The 19,373-nt window shown below is 60.8% G+C and carries 17 protein-coding genes; 5 read left to right on the forward strand and 12 right to left on the reverse strand.

Annotated elements, in window-relative coordinates; all coding sequences use genetic code 11:
* Both CAF76_RS20690 and CAF76_RS20695 read right to left on the reverse strand, forming a co-directional pair.
* Positions 1-1,209: an MFS transporter gene (locus tag CAF76_RS20690; protein ID WP_085648255.1), complete on the reverse strand. Its 1,209-nt coding sequence runs from the start codon at positions 1,207-1,209 to the stop codon at positions 1-3.
* A gap of 147 nt (positions 1,210-1,356) precedes the next feature.
* Positions 1,357-2,508, reverse strand: coding sequence for a M14-type cytosolic carboxypeptidase (locus tag CAF76_RS20695; RefSeq protein WP_085648256.1), 1,152 nt, complete (start codon positions 2,506-2,508; stop codon positions 1,357-1,359).
* 97 nt (positions 2,509-2,605) lie between these two features.
* Between CAF76_RS20695 and CAF76_RS28525 the strand changes: the two genes are divergently transcribed.
* The gene (locus CAF76_RS28525; RefSeq protein ID WP_143491832.1) at positions 2,606-2,824 is read left to right on the forward strand and encodes a hypothetical protein; all 219 of its coding nucleotides are present in this window, start codon (positions 2,606-2,608) and stop codon (positions 2,822-2,824) included.
* A gap of 163 nt (positions 2,825-2,987) precedes the next feature.
* On the opposite strand, the gene CAF76_RS20700 is transcribed toward CAF76_RS28525, so the two are convergent.
* Positions 2,988-3,326: a DUF6124 family protein gene (locus CAF76_RS20700; protein ID WP_085648257.1), complete on the reverse strand. Its 339-nt coding sequence runs from the start codon at positions 3,324-3,326 to the stop codon at positions 2,988-2,990.
* Positions 3,327-3,455: 129 nt separating this feature from the next.
* On the opposite strand from CAF76_RS20700, the gene CAF76_RS20705 reads away from it, so the two are divergent.
* The gene (locus tag CAF76_RS20705; RefSeq protein ID WP_085648459.1) at positions 3,456-4,112 is read left to right on the forward strand and encodes a LexA family transcriptional regulator; all 657 of its coding nucleotides are present in this window, start codon (positions 3,456-3,458) and stop codon (positions 4,110-4,112) included.
* A gap of 39 nt (positions 4,113-4,151) precedes the next feature.
* Here CAF76_RS20705 and CAF76_RS20710 read toward each other — a convergent pair whose 3' ends face one another.
* Genes CAF76_RS20710 through CAF76_RS20725 form a run of 4 tightly spaced genes read right to left on the reverse strand, consistent with a single transcriptional unit; the run spans position 4,152 to position 9,713 of the window.
* Positions 4,152-6,101, reverse strand: a complete 1,950-nt coding sequence (locus tag CAF76_RS20710; RefSeq protein ID WP_085648258.1) for an acetyl/propionyl/methylcrotonyl-CoA carboxylase subunit alpha — start codon at positions 6,099-6,101, stop codon at positions 4,152-4,154.
* Complete coding sequence (locus CAF76_RS20715; RefSeq protein WP_085648259.1) at positions 6,101-6,916, reverse strand: gamma-carboxygeranoyl-CoA hydratase; 816 nt, start codon at positions 6,914-6,916, stop codon at positions 6,101-6,103. Before CAF76_RS20715 ends, CAF76_RS20710 begins: the two co-directional genes overlap by 1 nt.
* 13 nt (positions 6,917-6,929) lie before the next feature.
* Positions 6,930-8,537 carry a carboxyl transferase domain-containing protein gene (locus CAF76_RS20720; RefSeq protein ID WP_085648260.1) on the reverse strand — a complete coding sequence of 536 codons (1,608 nt, stop codon included), beginning with the start codon at positions 8,535-8,537 and terminating at the stop codon, positions 6,930-6,932.
* A gap of 12 nt (positions 8,538-8,549) precedes the next feature.
* Positions 8,550-9,713 (reverse strand): isovaleryl-CoA dehydrogenase, encoded by a 1,164-nt coding sequence (locus tag CAF76_RS20725; RefSeq protein ID WP_039767508.1) that lies wholly within the window; start codon positions 9,711-9,713, stop codon positions 8,550-8,552.
* 200 nt (positions 9,714-9,913) lie between these two features.
* Between CAF76_RS20725 and CAF76_RS20730 the strand changes: the two genes are divergently transcribed.
* Entirely contained in the window at positions 9,914-11,611 is a 1,698-nt protein-coding gene (locus CAF76_RS20730) for an AMP-binding protein (RefSeq protein ID WP_085648261.1), read from the forward strand.
* A 664-nt stretch (positions 11,612-12,275) separates the two neighbouring features.
* Here CAF76_RS20730 and CAF76_RS20735 read toward each other — a convergent pair.
* From CAF76_RS20735 to CAF76_RS20745, 3 genes are all read right to left on the reverse strand, one after another.
* Positions 12,276-13,175 carry a hydroxymethylglutaryl-CoA lyase gene (locus CAF76_RS20735; RefSeq protein WP_085648262.1) on the reverse strand — a complete coding sequence of 300 codons (900 nt, stop codon included), beginning with the start codon at positions 13,173-13,175 and terminating at the stop codon, positions 12,276-12,278.
* A 149-nt stretch (positions 13,176-13,324) separates the two neighbouring features.
* Entirely contained in the window at positions 13,325-13,723 is a 399-nt protein-coding gene (locus tag CAF76_RS20740) for a MerR family DNA-binding transcriptional regulator (RefSeq protein WP_085648263.1), read from the reverse strand.
* A 55-nt stretch (positions 13,724-13,778) separates the two neighbouring features.
* Positions 13,779-14,723: a LysR family transcriptional regulator gene (locus CAF76_RS20745; protein ID WP_064380747.1), complete on the reverse strand. Its 945-nt coding sequence runs from the start codon at positions 14,721-14,723 to the stop codon at positions 13,779-13,781.
* Between the two features lie 176 nt (positions 14,724-14,899).
* Here CAF76_RS20745 and CAF76_RS20750 point away from each other — a divergent pair, with 176 nt between their 5' ends.
* On the forward strand, positions 14,900-16,129 hold the full coding sequence (locus CAF76_RS20750; RefSeq protein ID WP_085648264.1) for an acyl-CoA dehydrogenase: 1,230 nt from the start codon (positions 14,900-14,902) through the stop codon (positions 16,127-16,129).
* A gap of 138 nt (positions 16,130-16,267) precedes the next feature.
* On the opposite strand, the gene CAF76_RS20755 is transcribed toward CAF76_RS20750, so the two are convergent.
* Positions 16,268-17,602, reverse strand: a complete 1,335-nt coding sequence (locus CAF76_RS20755) for a substrate-binding domain-containing protein (protein WP_085648460.1) — start codon at positions 17,600-17,602, stop codon at positions 16,268-16,270.
* 120 nt (positions 17,603-17,722) lie between these two features.
* Positions 17,723-18,535: an exodeoxyribonuclease III gene (gene xthA / locus CAF76_RS20760; RefSeq protein ID WP_064380745.1), complete on the reverse strand. Its 813-nt coding sequence runs from the start codon at positions 18,533-18,535 to the stop codon at positions 17,723-17,725.
* Positions 18,536-18,709: 174 nt separating this feature from the next.
* Here xthA and CAF76_RS20765 point away from each other — a divergent pair, with 174 nt between their 5' ends.
* A complete protein-coding gene (locus tag CAF76_RS20765; RefSeq protein ID WP_064597780.1) occupies positions 18,710-19,360 on the forward strand; it encodes an N-acetyltransferase in 651 nt (216 codons plus the stop codon).
* Positions 19,361-19,373 lie beyond the last annotated feature (13 nt).

The raw sequence follows: 19,373 nt of genomic DNA on the forward strand, positions 1-19,373 counted from the left end.
TCAGTCCGACGTGGCGAGGGCGCAAGCCGCCTCGCCACGTTTCTGTTTGGCCACAGTGCTCCACCAATAAAGCAGCGCGACCGTGTTGATTGCGGCACCCAGCCAGCACACGCCCGGCCATCCTGCCCAGGCGTACATGGCCGTCGAGGCGATTGAGCCCAAGGCGCTGCCAATTGAGTAAAACAGCATGTAGCCGGCGGTCAGTCGGCTCTGCGCCTCCGGGCGGACGCTGTAGATCAGGCTCTGGCTGGTGACGTGCACGGCCTGCAAGCCCAGATCCAGAGTGATGACGCCAAGCAGTAGCGCCCATAGTGATAAATGGGTGAGTGCGATTGGCAGCCACGAGCCCAGCATCAGCAGCAGCGACAGACCGCTGACCCATTGCCCCCATCCTCGATCCGCCAGGTGTCCGGCTCTGGCGGCGGCGAGTGCACCCGCCGCGCCGGCGAGTCCGAACAATCCGATCTCACTGTGGGAAAGCGACAGCGGCGGGGCGGCCAGCGGCAACACCATCGGCGTCCACAGCACCATGGCGCTGGCGAAGGTGAGCAGGGCGAGGATCGCCCGTTGGCGCAGCACCGGTTCTTCACGAAACAGGCTGAACACTGAGGCGATCAATGCCACGTAATGCGTGGTCGGTCGTGCTTCTTCATCCTTGGGCAACACCCGAAACAGCAACACAGCCATCACCAGCGTCAATCCCGCTGACAGCAGATAGATCGAGCGCCAGCCGGCCAGATCAGCCATGCCGCCGGCCACCGTGCGCGCCAGCAGAATGCCGACGACGATGCCGCTGGTGATCACGCCGACTACCTTTCCGCGTTGTGCCGGGACCGCGAGAGTTGCGGCGTAGGCGACCAACACCTGGGTGACCACGGCCAGCAGGCCGGTCAGGGTGACGCCGATCAGCAGCCAGGTGCTGTTCGAGGCCAGAGCAATCATCAGTAAGGCTGCGGCGGACAACAGTGTTTGCGTGACGATCAGCCGCCGGCGGTTGAGCAGATCGCCGAGGGGTACGAGCAATAACAGTCCGAAGCCGTAGCCGACCTGGGTCAAGGTCATGACGATGCCGATGCTGCCCGGCGAGATCTCGAAGGCTTCGGCCATCGCATCCAGCAGCGGCTGGGCGTAATACACGTTGCCCACCGCGAGGCCGCAAGCGATGGCAAAAAGCAGCACGACACCTTTATCGAGTGTTGCAGTTCTCATGTCCCGGTTCCTTTCAGGTTTCAATTTGAAACTTTAATGACGGTAAGTAATCCGGTTTTGATTTGCAACCTGATTGAGTAAAAGTCGGCGCAAAAAAAAAGATCGCAGACAGGCTGCGATCTTTTGTGAAGCGAAACTCAGGGGCGATCAGCGCAGGGTGTCGACCATGTCCGCGATGGTGGTCAGCACGTCCTTGCCCAGTTGCTTCGAGCGCTTGCCCGACCAGCCGGTGAGCGGATTCGGCGCATCATCGTGATCCTTGAACGGCATTTCCAGGGTCAGTGACAGGCAGTCGAACTTCTGGCCGACGCTGTTGCAGGCCAGGGTCATGTTGGCCTGGCCCGGTTCATCGCGGGTGTAGCCATACTTGGTCTGGAAATCTTTGGTGGTGTGCTTGAGGTGGCTGCGGAAGTGTTCTTCGAGTTTCTCGATCCGCGGGGTGTAACCCGGATTGCCTTCGCAGCCGGCGGTGAACACGTGGGGGATTTCTTCGTCGCCGTGTACGTCGAGGAACAGATCGACGCCGTACTTTTCCATTTGCTGTTGTACGAAAAGTACTTCGGGGCTGACTTCCTGACTGGCGTTCTGCCAGGCGCGGTTCAGGTCCTGGCCCATGGCGTTGGTGCGCAGGTGACCGTGGAAGGCGCCGTCCGGGTTCATGTTCGGCACCAGGTACAGATCGGCGCTGGCCAGCAGTTTGTTCAGCACTGGATCGTCATGATGTTCCAGGCGTTCGATCACGCCTTCCATGAACCACTCGGCCATGTGCTCGCCGGGATGCTGCTGGGCGATGATCCAGATCTTGCGGCGACCTTCGGCGCCAGTGCCTTTGCGCAGCAGTTGAATGTCGCGGTCTTCGACGCTTTTGCCAGTGGCCAGCAGTTCGGTGCCGGCCTTGGTCAGCGCCTGCTCGATCAGCCAGTCATGACGGCCACGGCTGTAGGGCTCGAAGTAGGCGAACCAGGCGTGGGTCTGCTCGGCTTCGAGGCAGAAGCGCAGGCTGTCGCCTTCGAATTGGGTCGGAATGCGGAACCAGTTGACGTGATCGTAAGAGGCGACCGCCTGATAGCCGGTCCAGGCTTTGTTGTAGGAGGACTGACTGGCGTTGACCAGACGGAACCAGTGTTCCTGATGAACGTGCAGGCCGCTGGCCTTGAAGTGGAACCACTGGAAATGGCCGCTGCGGGTATCTGGCCGAATTGCCAGAACCGGGTTGAGCGGATTGCTGATGTCGATGACTTGGATGTTGCCGCTGTCGAAGTTGGCGCTGATGTCGAACGAAGATTTGGCCACGGTCATAATCGGTTCCTGAATATGATTTTTATGGCGGCTACTTTACACGCAAGACAGGGGTGAAACCGAGGGAAATTGCGGGTTGTGGCGGGGGGCGTCTTCCGTGACGCGGATGCAGCTTAGTGGCTGTGCGATTGATTCTCAAGTGCTAGTTGGCATTACTTTGCCCCAATGCGGCCGGGGGCCGCTTGCCAAGCAATATTCTTTTGATATCATCCGCGCCATCGAATTTGCGGCACCTACAGACTTCATTAGCCTGAAGACACAAGCCAGAAAACTGGCAAAAAAAAGACCCGGCAAAAAGCCGGGTCAAAAACCGTGATTAGCCTGATGAGGAGATAGTCCAGAAGACCGACCTAAGGTCTCTGGCCCATCGACTGATCTCGCGACCAGCTGCTTGCAATAATAATCATTATCATTTGCAAGTCAAATGTTTTTATCTGCGCGATTGGAAAGTTCTTTCCTGTCCGTCCGAACTCCCGTCTTCAGCGAAGTCCTCCATCGAGCGAGTGATCGACCATCGCTCGTGCCATGTCCACCATATGCACGACCGAAAACGCCAGATCCCGATTGACGCCCTGTAAGCCATCCGCAGCCTTGAACGCCGTGGCTGCTGCGCATCGCAGCAGGTCGGAGGCGTGGACCAGGGATTCTTCGCCACTCAGGTTGCTGTTCACGCCGAAGAAGCGTTCCTCTGCATCCGGTTCTGACACAGCTGGTTTCAAGTAATAGTCCAACGCCCGTTGCGCAGCGGCACACCCTTGCGGGGAGGTGAAGGTGGTGTCCATTTGCAGGTCGGGCAAGTCTTTGCTGGTGATATTCATGGTGAAAGGTCACTCCTTGGTCGATTCAAATCCGTGACCCAAGAATAGTACTATCAGTATTTGTGACCAGAATTTAAATACTACAATATGTGTTTTGCCGGCCGCAGGCGTCCACGTATGGTGCCGCACATGGATAAATGGATTGAGTTGGTCAAGGCCAAAATGAGTGAACTCAACGTCACTCAAGTCGAGCTCGGCGAGCGCGTCGGCATGTCTCAGGGCGGTATCGGCCATTGGCTGAACAAGCGCCGCGAGCCCGGCATCACGCAGATGAACCGCGTGCTGAAAGCGCTGGGCATGGAGTATCTCGAGGTCGCGGTGGTGATTCGTGAACCGCAGATCGATGCGGACGACGAAATGCCCCTGGCGCAGAAGTACAACCCTTACTTTCGCTATCCGGTCAGCGAGTGGAATGCGCCGGTCGAGGCCCGTGAAAGCCAGCCAGCGTATTCGAGTGCCAAGGACAAGCGACGTTTCGAACTGACGGATTACCACGCCCGTGGCCCGGCGTTCTGGCTGACGGTGACGGGTAATGCGATGACCGCGCCCACCGGGCAGAGCATCGGCGAGGGGATGATGATTCTGGTGGACCCGGCGCTGGAAGCCGAGCCCGGCAAACTGGTGATCGCCCAGTGGCCGGACAGCGACGAGGCGATTTTCCGCAAGCTGATCGAAGAGGGCGGCCAGCGCTACCTGGTGCCGCTCAATCCGACCTGGCCGAAAGCTTTGTTGACCGAAGAGTGCCGAATCATCGGCGTCGTGGTTCAGGCAACCGCCAAATACTAGTCAGATCGATCCTCGCGAAGCGTAGGATCGATCCACCTTTCAAGCTTCTTCCAGTTCGACCAGCGCGCTGCCTTCGCTGACCATTTCGCCTTCCTGGCAATACAGCGCCTTGATCACCCCGGCATGGGGCGCGCGGATGCTGTGCTCCATCTTCATCGCTTCCAGTACCACCAATTGCGCACCGGCTTCAACCGCTTGCCCGGCCTCCACCAGCACCCGCACGATGCTGCCGTTCATCGGCGCCGTCAGACCGCCCTGATGGCTGTGGCTGGCGTCGACAGCGCTGATCGGGTCATACGTTTCAACGCGTCGCAACTCGCCGTCCCATTGCAGAAACAGCACCTCTTCACGACGAATCGCCCGCAGCTGCCGACGCAGCCCGTCGTGCTCGAGTATCAGTTGCTCGCCGATCAGTTTTGCACTGCCGCCAGCACCGAGCGTCAACGCCCGGTCCTGCCCCTCGCAACTCAAATGCAAAGTGATTTCACGTGGCAGGCCAGCACGCAAACCGCTGGGAAGCGCCCAAGGCGAAGCGGGATCATCCGCCCGAGCCATCCCCGGCAGGCTCTGCGCAAAAGCCTGCGCCGCCGCCTCCCAGAACTCATCGCTCAGCGCAGCAGGCGCTGGCAGCAACTGCTCCTGATAGCGCGGAATAAACCCGGTATCCAGCTCGGCCGCCGCGAACGCCGGATGACCGATGATCCGCCGCAGGAAGTTGATGTTGGTCTTCAGCCCGCCAATCGCAAACTCATCGAGCATGCTCAGCAGCCGCAACCGCGCCTGTTCACGATCCTCGCCCCAGGCAATCAGCTTGCCGAGCATCGGATCGTAGAACGGCGAAATCTCGTCGCCTTCTTCAACGCCGCTGTCCACACGGCGCCCCGGCCCTGCGGCGGATTCGCGATAAAGATCCAGACGTCCGGTTGCCGGCAGGAAGTCATTCGACGGATCTTCCGCATACAGCCGAACCTCAATCGCATGCCCGTTCAACGGCACTTGATCCTGAGTGATCGGCAACGCTTCGCCACGAGCGACGCGAATCTGCCAGGCCACCAGATCGAGCCCGGTGATGGCTTCGGTGACCGGGTGTTCGACCTGTAGCCGCGTGTTCATCTCCATGAAGAAGAACTCGCCGCGAGCATCCAGCAGAAACTCCACCGTGCCGGCACCGACGTAGCCGATGGCTTGCGCCGAACGCACAGCCGCCTCGCCCATGGCACGACGCAGTTCCGGGCTCAAACCCGGTGCCGGCGCCTCTTCGACGACCTTCTGGTGCCGGCGCTGGATCGAGCAGTCGCGCTCATTCAAATACAGGCAGTTGCCATGCTGATCGGCGAACACCTGAATTTCTACGTGCCGCGGCTTGAGCAGGTATTTCTCCACCAGCATCCGCGAGTCGCCGAACGACGACTGTGCTTCACGCTGGGCCGAAGCCAGCGCTTCAGCCAGTTGGCTGACGTCTTCAACGACCTTCATGCCTTTACCGCCACCGCCAGCGGTGGCCTTGAGCAGCACCGGATAGCCGATGCGCTCGCAAGCATCGCGGAAGGTGTCCAGATCCTGAGCTTCGCCGTGATAACCCGGCACCAGCGGCACGCCAGCCGTTTCCATCAGGGCCTTGGCGGCGGATTTGCTGCCCATCGCGTCGATGGCCGAGGCGGGTGGGCCGAGGAAGATCAGCCCGGCCGCTTCGATGGCGCGAGCAAAACCGGCGTTCTCCGACAGAAAGCCATAACCCGGATGAATCGCCTGAGCGCCGCTGGTCTTGGCCGCGGCGATCAGTTTGTCGATTTGCAAGTAACTGTCGGCCGCTTTGCTGCCGCCCAGATCCACACGGATATCCGCTTCACGGCTATGCCGTGCTTCGCGGTCGGTGGCGCTGTGTACGGCGACGGTGGCCATGCCCAGCGCCTTGGCGGTACGCATGACCCGGCAAGCGATTTCGCCACGGTTGGCCACCAGCAGGGTGGTGAGAACAGGTGCGCTCATCAACGCGGCTCCTTGGTGGTGGTTGCGGCTTGCCAGCTCGGCGCACGTTTCTGCAAAAAGGCCCGCAAGCCTTCCTGGCCTTCCGGGCTGACGCGAATGCGGGCGATGGCGTTTTCGGTGTAGCGGCGCAGGGCTGGCGTCAGCGCGCCGTTGCCGACTTCACGCAGCAGGTCCTTGCTGGCGCGCATCGCGGCGGGGCTGTTGAGCAGGAGGTTGTCGATCCATTGTTCCACTTTCTGTTCAAGCTCGGCCGCCGGATAGCTTTCGGACAGCAATCCAATCTCACGCGCCCGTTGGCCGCCAAAACGCTCGGCCGTCAGCGCATAACGCCGCGCCGCGCGCTCGCCGATGGCTTGCACCACAAACGGACTGATCACCGCCGGCGCCAGGCCAATGCGCACTTCCGACAGGCAGAACTGCGCGTCATCCGCGCCGATCGCCATGTCGCAGCAACTGATCAGACCCAGCGCGCCGCCGAACGCCGCGCCTTGCACCACGGCCACGGTCGGGATTTTCAGTTTGGCGAGGTTGTACATCAGCTCCGCCAGTTCCCGGGCGTCGTCGAGGTTGGTGTGGTAATCGAGTTCGGCCGATTGCTGCATCCAGGCCAGATCCGCGCCAGCGCTGAAGTGTTTGCCGCGTCCGCGCACCAGCAGGAAACGCAGGCTGGCATCGCTGGCGATCTTGTCCAGCGCCAGGATCAGTTCGCGGATCATCTCGGCGTTGAACGCGTTGTTCTTTTCTTCGCGGCTGAGCCACAGGGTCGCGAAACCCCGTGGATCGCTCTGCACTTCGAGGGTGTTGAAGTCGCTCATGAGGTTCTCCCGATCACATCCGGAACACGCCGAAGCGGCTCGGTTCGATAGGCGCGTTCAACGACGCGGACAAGGCCAGGGCCAGTACATCGCGGGTCTGCGCCGGGTCGATGACGCCGTCGTCCCACAGCCGTGCGCTGGAGTAGTAGGGGTGACCCTGTTCTTCGTACTGGTCGAGAATCGGTTGCTTGATCTCCCTTTCCTGCTCGGCGCTGAACGCCTGACCGCTGCGTTCGGCCTGCTCGCGCTTGACCTGAACCAGCACGCCAGCCGCCTGTTCGGCGCCCATCACGCCGATCCGCGCGTTCGGCCACATCCACAGGAACCGCGGATCGTAGGCCCGCCCGCACATGCCGTAGTTACCGGCACCGAAGCTGCCGCCGATGATCACGGTGAATTTCGGCACCTTGGCGCACGCCACGGCGGTCACCAGTTTGGCGCCGTGCTTGGCGATGCCGCCGGCCTCGTATTTCTGGCCAACCATGAAGCCTGTGATGTTCTGCAGGAACAGCAGCGGAATCCCGCGCTGGCAGGCCAGTTCGATGAAGTGCGCGCCTTTTTGCGCGGCTTCGGCGAACAGGATGCCGTTGTTGGCGAGGATCGCGATCGGGTAGCCGTGCAGATGGGCGAAGCCGCACACCAGCGTCGTCCCGAACAGCGCTTTGAATTCATCGAACACCGAACCGTCGACCAGTCGCGCAATCACTTCGCGCACATCGAACGGCTGCTTGGCGTCCGCCGACACCACGCCGTACAACTCGTCGCTGGCGTACAGCGGAGCAATCGGCGCGCGCTGCTGCACTTCGCCGAGTTTGCGCCAGTTGAGGTTGGCGACGCTGCGGCGGGCGAGGGCGAGGGCGTGCTCGTCGCTTTCGGCGTAATGGTCGGCAACCCCGGAAGTCTTGCAGTGCACATCGGCCCCGCCGAGGTCTTCGGCGCTGACCACTTCACCGGTCGCGGCTTTCACCAGCGGTGGGCCAGCGAGGAAAATCGTCGCCTGATTGCGCACCATGATCGCTTCGTCGGCCATCGCCGGCACATAGGCGCCGCCGGCGGTGCAGGAGCCCATGACCACGGCAATCTGCGGAATGCCCATGGCGCTCATGTTGGCCTGGTTGAAGAAGATCCGCCCGAAGTGTTCGCGATCCGGGAACACTTCGTCCTGACGCGGCAGGTTGGCGCCGCCCGAGTCCACCAGATAAATGCACGGCAAGCGGTTTTGCTGGGCGATGGTCTGGGCGCGCAAGTGTTTCTTCACGGTCAGCGGGTAGTACGAACCACCTTTCACCGTCGCGTCGTTGGCGACGATCATGCATTCGACGCCTTCCACGCGGCCGATCCCGGCAATCACGCCAGCGGCCGGCACGTCCTCGCCATAAACGGCATGAGCGGCCAATTGGCTGATTTCCAGAAACGGCGAGCCCGGATCGAGCAAGCGGTTGATCCGCTCACGCGGCAGCAGTTTGCCGCGCGAGGTGTGACGTTCCTGAGCTTTCGCGCCGCCGCCCTGGGCCACTTGGGCGAGCAGGGTGTGCAGGGCGTCGACCTGTTTGAGCATCGCCGCGCTGTTGGCGGCGAACTCCGCTGAACGAGGGTTGAGCTGGGTATGCAGGATAGCCATGGACAGCTCCGTTTAGCGGGTTTCGTTGAACAGTTCGCGACCGATCAGCATGCGACGGATCTCACTGGTGCCAGCGCCGATTTCGTACAGCTTGGCGTCACGCAGCAGACGACCGGCGGGGAATTCGTTGATGTAACCGTTGCCGCCGAGAATCTGGATCGCGTCCAGAGCCATTTGTGTGGCGCGTTCGGCGGTGTAGAGGATCACGCCGGCGGCGTCCTTGCGCGTGGTTTCGTTACGCTCGCAGGCCTGGGCCACGGCGTAAAGGTACGCGCGGCTGGCGTTGAGCTGGGTGTACATGTCGGCGACTTTGCCCTGGATCAGCTGGAATTCGCCGATGCTCTGGCCGAACTGCTTGCGGTCGTGGATGTACGGCACGATCAGGTCCATGCACGACTGCATGATCCCGGTCGGGCCGCCGGACAGCACGACGCGTTCGTAATCGAGACCGCTCATCAGCACTTTCACGCCGCCGTTGAGGACGCCGAGGATGTTCTCTTCCGGCACCTCGACGTCATCGAAGAACAGCTCGCAGGTGTTGGAGCCGCGCATGCCGAGTTTGTCGAACTTGTTGCTGCGGCTGAAGCCTTTCCAGTCACGTTCGACGATGAACGCGGTGATGCCGTGCGGGCCTTTTTCCAGGTCGGTCTTGGCGTAGATGACGTAAGTGTTGGCGTCGGGACCGTTGGTGATCCAGGTCTTGCTGCCGTTGAGCACGAAACGGTCGCCGCGTTTATCGGCGCGCAGTTTCATCGAGACCACGTCGGAACCGGCGTTCGGCTCGCTCATCGCCAGAGCGCCGACATGTTCGCCGCTGATCAGCTTCGGCAGGTATTTGGCTTTCTGTTCGTGGTTGCCGTTGCGGTTGATCTGGTTGACGCAGAGATTGGAGTGGGCGCCGTAGGACAACGCCACCGAAGCCGAGCCACGGCTGATTTCTTCCATCGCCACCACGTGCGCCAGGTAACCCAGGCCAGCGCCGCCGTACTCTTCCGGTACGGTGATCCCGAGCAGGCCCATGTCACCGAACTTGCGCCACAGATCAGCCGGGAACAGGTTGTCGCTGTCGATCTGCGCGGCACGCGGGGCGATCTCCTTGGCGACAAAGGACTGAACCTGATCGCGCAGCATGTCGATGGTTTCACCGAGGGCAAAGTTCAGGGATGGGTAGCTCATGGGTCACCTTTTGGCTTTTTTGTAGGGTGGGGAGAAGGGCGTTTCAGTTCTCACCTTTACGTTAACGTAAGCCTGTGACGAATGGCTGTCAATCACCCTTTACGTTAACGTCAACTTGAGCGAGAGTAGGGCCAGTTCTGAATGGTCGGAGCTCAATGGCTCCGGTCCAACACCCACTAATAAAGACAATAGGGGTCGTCATGGATCAACCCAGTGCAAACCCGCAGCGCAGCTACACCCGTGGTTCCCAGGACAAAGCCTTGCTGGCGATGACCATCGGGCAGAAGTTCGACGAGACCGTCGCGCAGTACCCGGACGGCGAGGCGCTGGTGGTGCGTCATCAGCAGCTGCGTTACACCTGGCGGCAACTGGCCGACGCGGTGGACGTGCATGCCAGAGCGCTGCTGGCGTTGGGTTTGCAGGCCGGTGACCGGCTGGGTATCTGGGCGCCGAATTGCGCGCAGTGGTGCATCACACAGTTCGCCACCGCGAAGCTCGGCGTGATCTTGGTCAACATCAACCCGGCCTACCGCAGCTCCGAACTCGAATACGTGCTCAAGCAATCCGGTTGCCAATGGCTGGTCTGCGCCGGTGCGTTCAAGAGCTCCAACTACCACGGCATGTTGCAAGGCTTGCTGCCGGAACTGGCCGAGCAATCCATCGGCGAACTGCGCAGCGAGCGTCTGCCGGAGCTGCGCGGCTTGATCAGCCTCGACCCGCAGGCGCCTTCGGGTTTTCTTCCGTGGTCGCAACTGGCAGATCTGGCCGCCAGTGTCTCTCCAGAACAATTGCGTGAACGCAGCGACGGTCTGCACTTCGATCAACCGGTCAACATCCAGTACACCTCCGGCACCACCGGTTTTCCCAAGGGCGCGACCCTCAGTCACTACAACATCCTCAACAACGGTTACATGGTCGGCGAAAGCCTCGACCTGACCTCCGCCGATCGCCTGGTGATCCCGGTGCCGCTGTATCACTGCTTCGGCATGGTCATGGGCAACCTCGGCTGCATCACCCACGGCAGCACCATGATCTATCCCAACGATGCCTTTGATCCGCTGCTGACCCTGAACACCGTCGCCGAAGAAAAGGCCACCGCACTGTACGGCGTGCCGACCATGTTCATCGCCATGCTCGATCAACCGCAGCGCGCCGAGTTCGACCTGTCGACCCTGCGCACCGGGATCATGGCCGGCGCCACCTGCCCGATTGAGGTGATGCGCCGGGTCATCAGCGAGATGCACATGAGCGAAGTGCAGATCGCCTACGGCATGACCGAAACCAGCCCGGTGTCGCTGCAGACCGGCCCATCCGACGAACTGGAACTGCGCGTCACCACCGTCGGCCGCACTCAGCCGCAACTCGAAAGCAAAATCATCGACGAGGCCGGCAATCCGGTACCACGCGGCACCATCGGCGAGCTGTGCACCCGTGGTTACAGCGTGATGCTCGGCTATTGGAACAATCCGCAGGCGACTGTCGAAGCCATCGACGCGGCGGGCTGGATGCACACCGGCGACCTGGCGAGCATGAACGACGAGGGTTACGTGTGCATCGCCGGCCGTAACAAGGACATGATCATCCGTGGCGGCGAAAACATTTACCCGCGTGAACTGGAAGAGTTCTTCTTCACCCATCCAGCGGTGGCGGACGTGCAGGTGATCGGCATTCCCTGCTCGCGTTACGGCGAAGAAATCGTCGCCTGGATCAAATTCCATCCCGGCCACAGCGCCACCGAGCAAGAGCTGCAAGCGTGGTGCAAGGAGCGCATCGCCCACTTCAAGACGCCGCGTTACTTCAAGTTTGTGGAGGAGTTTCCGATGACGGTGACGGGCAAGATCCAGAAATTCCGGATGCGTGAGATCAGTATCGAAGAATTACGCGAAAACCAGACCTGACAAAGATCGAATGTGGGAGCGGGCTTGCTCGCGAATGGAGTGTGCCATTCACCAAGCATGTTGACTGACCTGACGCATTCGCGAGCAAGCCTGCTCCCACAAAGGGGGCGGTGAAAACAGAAATCACAGGAAGCACAAAGGGGAGCCGAAGCTCCCCTTTAATTTTGTCGTCGCGTGCTCTTTTTTATTATTGAGGGGCGGTCTGTTGTTGTTTTTGGCAACCGTGGCCCTTTACCGCTGTTTTTGGCGACCCCCATCCGGGGTCAAGAGCAAACGTATTTTTTTGAGCGCTGATCTGCTTTCTCGTCTAGCGATCCAACCGATTCGGGAGCTACCTGAAGGTAGTTTTATTGTTCTCTGCCCGGTTGCGGGTCATTCCGAGGAATACCCTGAAAAGCACACCTTCTCCAAAAAAATCTGTTAGCTGCGTCTCTGCCGTGTTGTTTTTGTTATGTCAGAGTCGGTACGTCTTATTTTTATTGGTTTGCTGCTTTTTATTCTTGTTATGCCATAGAGATAGCAGAAGCCGTGCCAACTTTTAAAAACCCTTGAAAATCAATGGTTTGAGATTTTTGAAGGATTTTTCCTTCAGGCAAAACCAGACAATTTGTTTCCGTGTTACTCGCTTGTGCCCACGTTTCGCGCTCGGCGGTAACACCGTCCCTCACTGTGCGCTGCGAGCCTTGGCCACGCGCGATCCGGTTGGGCGACCCAGCACGGCGCTGATCTGCTGGCCGGCGGCAATCAAGGCGTCGAGGTCGATACCGGTCGCGATGTCCAGGCCGTTGAGCAGGTACACCACGTCTTCGGTGGCGACGTTACCGCTGGCGCCTTTGGCGTACGGGCAGCCGCCGAGGCCGGCGATCGAGCTGTCGAACACCGCGATGCCTTCCAGCAGGCTGGCGTAGATGTTGGCCATGGCCTGGCCGTAGGTGTCGTGGAAGTGGCCGGCGAGTTTCTCTCGCGGCACCTGCTTCGAGACCACTTCGAACAGACGGCGGGTCGCGCCCGCGGTGCCGGTGCCGATGGTGTCACCCAGCGACACTTCGTAGCAGCCCATCGCGTACAGCTCGCGAGCGACCATGGCGACTTGTTCCGGCGCGACCTCGCCTTCGTAAGGACAGCCGAGCACGCAGGACACGTAACCGCGCACGGTAACGCCGTGCTGTTTCGCCGATTCCATGATCGGCGCGAACCGCGCCAGGCTTTCGCTGATCGAGCAATTGATGTTGCGCTGCGAGAACGCTTCTGACGCAGCGGCAAACACCGCGACTTCCTTCACTCCCGCCGCAAGTGCATCGTCAAAACCGCGCAGGTTCGGCGCCAGCGCGCCGTAGGTCACGCCGGGCTTGCGCTGGATCTGCGCGAATACATCAGCGGAGCCGGCCATCTGCGGCACCCACTTGGGCGAGACGAAACTGCCGACTTCTATATAGCCGAGGCCGGCGGCGCTCAGCGCGTCGACCAGTTGCACCTTGTCGGCGACGCTGATGGGCTGGGCTTCGTTCTGCAGGCCGTCACGCGGGCCGACTTCGATCAGGCGTACTTGGGAGGGGAGCGACATGGGATTGACCTGTGCTGATTGTCTGAACATTGCAAGTAATCCCTGTGGGAGCCAGCCTGCTGGCGATAGCGCCGGGCCAGTCGACATCTATGTTGAATGTGCGATGGCTATCGCCAGCAGGCTGGCTCCCACAGGGGTTCGAGGTAGGCTTACTGGACGGATTGGCTCTTCAGCGTCTGTTCCAACGCCTGCACGCAGCGTTCTTCGGCGGTGTCGAGTTCCAGCTTCATCTGTTCGATGTCCAGCAATTGCTGTTCAAGCTGTTCCCGCCGTTCGCTGATTTTCGCCAGCATGCTGTTGAGTTGTTTGGTGTTACCGCTGGAGGGGTCGTAGAGCTCGATCAGCTCGCGGCACTCGGCCAGGGAAAAACCGATGCGCTTGCCCCGCAGGATCAGCTTCAGGCTGACCTTGTCGCGTGGCGAATAGATGCGTTCCTGGCCTCGGCGCTCGGGGCTGAGCAGGCCTTGTTCTTCATAGAAGCGGATCGCCCGGGTGGTGATGTCCAGCTCGCGGGCGAGGTCGGAAATGCTGTAGGTCTGGCTGCTCATGAAAGCGCTCGAAGAAGGGTCTTGGCGCTAAGCTAATGGCAGGTTGACGTTTACGTCAAGTAGCGGGCGTCTGCAGCTTGTCGAGCTTCTTCTCGTGCGCTGTCACTTGCTGGCACAGCTCGATCATCTGCTCGCGCATCCAGCGGTTGGCCGGGTCTTGGTCGGTGCTTTCGTGCCAGTACAAATGGGTTTCCACCGGCGGTACATCGTTGACCGGCAGATTGAACGCATGCAGGTCATGGCGCCGGGCGAAACGTTCCGGCACGGTCATCACCATGTCGGTCTGCTGCAACACCTGGGACGCCATCAGATAGTGCTGCGAGCGCAGGGCGATCTTGCGCTGGATGCCCATTTTGCCCAGCGCCAGATCGACATGACCCAGGCCACTGCGCCGGCTGGAAATATGAATGTGGGTCAGCGACAGGTAATCGTCGAGGGTGAATTTTTCCTTGGTCGCCAGCGGATGGCCCTTGCGCATGGCGCAGACGTAACGGTCTTCCATCAGCTTGACGTGGCGCACCTGCGGGTCGGTGTTGAGCGGCGCATCCACCGCGAAGTCGAGACGCCCGGCAGCCAGTTCCTTGGTGGTTTCCCGGCGTTTGGACAGGAAGCTTTCGATGATCACCGTCGGCGCCAGACGCCGCAGTCGCTGGAACAGCGGCGGCAGAATCACCGCTTCGGTCAGGTCGGTCATGCTGATGCGATAGGTCTTGACCGCTTGCGAGGGGTTGAAAATCCGGCTTTCCTGAACCGAAACCCGCAACAGCGAGAGAGCGTTGCGCACCGGACCGATGATGTTCTGCGCCATGGGCGTCGGCACCATGCCTTGGGCGGTGCGCACGAAGAGCGGGTCGTTGAAGGTCTCGCGCAACCGCGCCAAGGCGTTGGACACCGCCGGCTGGGTAATGCCGACAATCTGCCCGGCGCGGGTCAGGTTGGCTTCGGTGTAGATCGCGTCGAAGACGATGAAAAGGTTGAGGTCGACCTTGCTCAGATTCATTACGCGGCTCTCTTGTTATAGGTGAATGGCGCGGGTCAGGGCGGCCAGGAAAATCAACCAATCATATATCGGTGATGAATGTTTATACACGCCGAGAATAGGCTAGGTAAATTATCAACGCTGTTCTAGCATCGATTGCATGACTTAAACAACCTGCCGAAAAAAGGTAATTGCTCATGGATTTCGCTTATTCGCCCAAGGTGCAAGAACTGCGTGAGCGCGTGACCGCGTTCATGGACACTTACGTTTACCCGGCCGAAGCCGTGTTCGAACGGCAGGTTGCCGAAGGCGATCGCTGGCAGCCGACGGCGATCATGGAAGAGCTCAAGGCCAAGGCAAAAGCCGAAGGTCTGTGGAATTTGTTTCTGCCTGAGTCGGAACTCGGCGCCGGCCTGACCAACCTTGAATACGCGCCATTGGCGGAAATCATGGGCCGTTCGCTGCTCGGTCCCGAGCCGTTCAACTGCTCGGCCCCCGACACCGGCAACATGGAAGTGCTGGTGCGTTACGCCAACGAAGAACAGAAACAGCGCTGGCTCGAACCGCTGCTGCGCGGCGAGATTCGCTCGGCGTTTGCCATGACCGAACCGGACGTTGCTTCCTCCGACGCCACCAACATGGCCGCCCGTGCCGTGCGCGATGGCGACGAGTGGGTCATCAATGGCAAGAAATGGTGGACCTCCGGCGCCTGCGATCCGCGCTGCAAGATCCTGATTTTCATGGGCCTGAGCAACCCCGACGCCCCGCGTCACGCTCAGCACTCGATGATCCTGGTGCCGGTCGACACTCCCGGCGTGAAGCTCCTCCGTCCGCTGCCGGTGTTCGGTTACGACGACGCGCCCCACGGCCACGCCGAAGTGCTGTTCGACAACGTGCGGGTGCCGTACGAAAACGTCCTGCTCGGTGAAGGACGCGGCTTCGAAATCGCACAAGGTCGTCTTGGCCCGGGCCGGATTCACCACTGCATGCGTTCGATCGGCATGGCCGAGCGCGCACTGGAGTTGATGTGCAAACGTTCGGTAAGCCGCACCGCGTTCGGCAAACCGCTGGCGCGTCTGGGCGGTAACGTCGACAAGATTGCCGACTCGCGGATGGAAATCGACATGGCGCGCCTGCTGACCCTGAAAGCGGCGTACATGATGGACACCGTGGGTAACAAGGTCGCCAAGAGCGAGATTGCACAGATCAAGGTCGTGGCACCGAACGTCGCGTTGCGGGTGATCGACCGGGCGATCCAGATTCATGGCGGGGCCGGGGTGTCGAACGACTTCCCGTTGGCCTACATGTACGCCATGCAACGCACCCTGCGCCTGGCCGACGGCCCGGACGAGGTGCACCGTGCGGCGATCGGCAAGTTCGAGATCGGCAAGTATGTGCCGAAGGAAATGCTGCGTAGCGGTCATTAACCGCGTCGCCGGCTATCGCGAGCAGGCTCGCTCCCACGGGGTCGCTGGTGTCCACATACGTTGTGTTCGCTGGAGATCTAATGTGGGAGCGAGCCTGCTCGCGATGGGGCCTGCTCGTTCAACGCATCAACACCAGATTCAGTAAACCCAAACCTCAACCCGCCGATTCTTGATCCTGCCTTCATCCCCGCTGTTGGTCGCCACCGGCATCAGCGCGCCAAACCCGCGCACCTCGCGCAGCACCACGCCGTTCTTCACCAACTCCCGGCGGACCGCCATCGCCCGTAGCTTCGACAGCAAATCCGCCCGCGCCGGGTCGTCCTTGGCGTCGCCGAATCCCACCAGAGTTACCGCGCGGTCGGTCTTGTCGTGGTGCTTTATATAGTCGAACACCCGGGCCAGATCCTGACGGGCCTTGTTGTCGAGGCTGGCGCTGCCTTCTTCAAAGCGGAAGTTCACGGTCAGACGCTGGGCGTGGCGGCTGAGGGATTGATAACCCTCGGGCATCAGCGCATTCGGCGTAACGGCGATGGCCTGCACGGTCTGGGCGATAAAACCGTTGGCCGCGACAATCGCCTGACCCCGACGGCTCTGTGCAAATTCCACCAATGCCTTGGCCCAAGGATTGTTGCTGTCCGGCGGCAGGTAGAAGAACAACCGCCGCGACAGCGGATAGTCTTCGGTGGCGATCAGGCTGGCGAGCGGCAACATTGCCTGGGATTGGCCGTCGACGATCGCCACGGCCTTGGCCTGGCGCACGTAGGGCAGGCCGATGAAACCGATGGCCTGCGGATCGGCACTCACGGCGTCGGACAGTTGCTCGCTGGATTCAAACCGCTTCGCGGCATTGCTCAGGGATTTCCCGCGACGGCTGAGAACAAGTTCCTTGAACGTGTCGTAGGTGCCGGACTGATCATCCCGCGCATATAAATGAATCGTCCCACCCTTGCCGCCGACGTCTTCCCACGTCTTCGCCTCGCCACTGAAGATCCGCGCCAGTTGTTCGGTGTTCAATTGATTCAGCGGATTGTCGGGATGAAGGATGATCGCCAGGCCATCGATGGCAATGACTTGCTCGGCGTCGGGACTTTTCAGATCGCCCCGGGCTTGCAGGTTCAGCAGTTCGCTGTCCTTGATCGGGCGCGAAGAGGCGGCCAGGTCGTCGCTGGCGTTCTTGAGTGCAGTGAAACCGGTGCTCGAGCCGTGGGCAGCGATTTCCACCACGACCCTCTGGCCCTGGGCCGTCAGGCCGACGACTCGTTGTTCGTTGGCGGTGTCCGGGGTTTCGCTGTGGACTTTCAACAGCCCCTGGTCTTGCAACAGGCCTTCCACCAGCGCCGGGCCGAGCGCCGCGCCAATGGTGTTGGAACCCTGGATGCGCAATACCGGGCCGTTCTCGGGAATGGGCAACGCCGCAACCGCAACCTGCAGCCAGGCGCTCAGGAGAAAGACGAACAGAACACGCAGGGTCATGCCGGCACCGATTGCAGCCAAGGGGATTGCCGGGGAGATTAAGTCAGTGAGGTTGCTGAAAGATGACAGTGCTCAAACTGTGGGAGCGAACTCCCACAGCGATTTGAGCTGATTGCGGTATCAGCTCAATTCAAGCCAGATCGGCGCATGGTCCGAAGGCTTTTCCATCCCGCGCAGTTCATAGTCGACGCCGGCGGCTTTCACCCGTGGCAGCAAACCGTGGGACGCCAGAATCACATCAATGCGCAGACCGCGCTTCGGCTCGTCTTCAAACCCGCGACTGCGGTAGTCGAACCAGCTGAACGTGTCGGTCACGTCCGGGTTCAGGTGACGGAAACTGTCGGTCAGGCCCCAGTTTTTCAGGCGGGCCATCCACTCGCGCTCTTCCGGCAGGAAGCTGCATTTGCCGGTTTTCAGCCAGCGTTTCATGTTGTCCGGGCCGATGCCGATGTCGCAGTCTTCGGGGGAGATGTTGACGTCGCCCATCACCACCAGCGGCTGTTCGTTGTGGAACTGGCTTTCCAGCAGCGCTTGCAGATCGCTGTAGAAACGCTGCTTGGCCGGGAATTTGGTCGGATGGTCGCGGCTTTCACCCTGTGGGAAATAGCCGTTCATGATCGTCACCGGCACGCCGTTGGCGTCGGCGAATGTGCCCCAGATGAAGCGCCGCTGCGCGTCTTCTTCATCGGTGGCGAAGCCTTTGTGTACGGCAATCGGTTCCTGGCGCGAGAGCAGGGCGACACCGTAATGGCCTTTCTGGCCGTGGAAATACACGTGATAACCCAGGGCCCGCACTTCATCCAGCGGGAACTGGTCGTCGTGGACCTTGGTTTCCTGCAGGCCGATGACGTCCGGCTGATGCTTTTCGATCAGCGCCGCCAGCTGATGCGGGCGGGCCCGCAGTCCGTTGATGTTGAAGGAAACGATCTTCATGGTCGGCAGTCCTGGCAAAAGGGCGATGCTAGCTGACATGTAGGATCTGGGCCAGCGTGGCGGTAGTCCATATGCGCTGCTAATGTCTTTCGGGTGTGGGAACGATCCCCTCTGCCCAAGGCTCGTATAACAAGAACGGGGCCTCTTGAGTCCCGTCCAGGGAGAATCACCGTCATGCCTGAAACCCAAACCGCCGTTGCCGACATCCACATGCTCGACCGCGGCTATTCCCGTGAAGCGCGATCTCTTCTCTATCAGGCTTATCGCCACGAGCCGACCTTCGCTTACCTGTTCGAAGCCGAGCGTCCGGGTTACGAGCAGCGGGTGCGGGCCACGGTGCGGGAGTTGGTCAAACAGCACTTCCTGCAGGATCTGCCGGCCATCGGCCTGCTGGTCAACGACCGCTTGATCGGCATCGCCCTGATCGCGCCGCCGCAACGGCGTCTGGGCGTTACCGAAAGTTGGGCCTGGCGTTTGCGCATGGTGCTGAGCACCGGTTTTCGCTGCACCCGCCGTTATCTGGAGTATCACGCTGCCGTTGAAGCCTGTGTGCCGACCGACTCGGTGCACATGCTGCCGCTGCTCGGCGTGCATCCACAATTTCAGGGCAAGCATTTCGGCGAGCAACTGCTGCAAGCGGTGCACAACTGGTGCGCGGTAGACGAAAGCTCCCAAGGCGTGATTCTCGACACCGGCAACCCGCGCTATCTGGAGTTCTACAAGCGTCAGGGTTACGAGGAAATCGGCGAAGTGGCCGTAGGCCCGGTACGCGAGCACGTGTTTTTCCACGCCAACCCACAGGTATTACAAACAGCAACGGGATGACCGTCGAACTTTT

It is taken from the genome of Pseudomonas sp. B40(2017) (genome assembly GCF_002112855.1).
GTDB classification, from domain to species: domain Bacteria; phylum Pseudomonadota; class Gammaproteobacteria; order Pseudomonadales; family Pseudomonadaceae; genus Aquipseudomonas; species Aquipseudomonas pharyngis.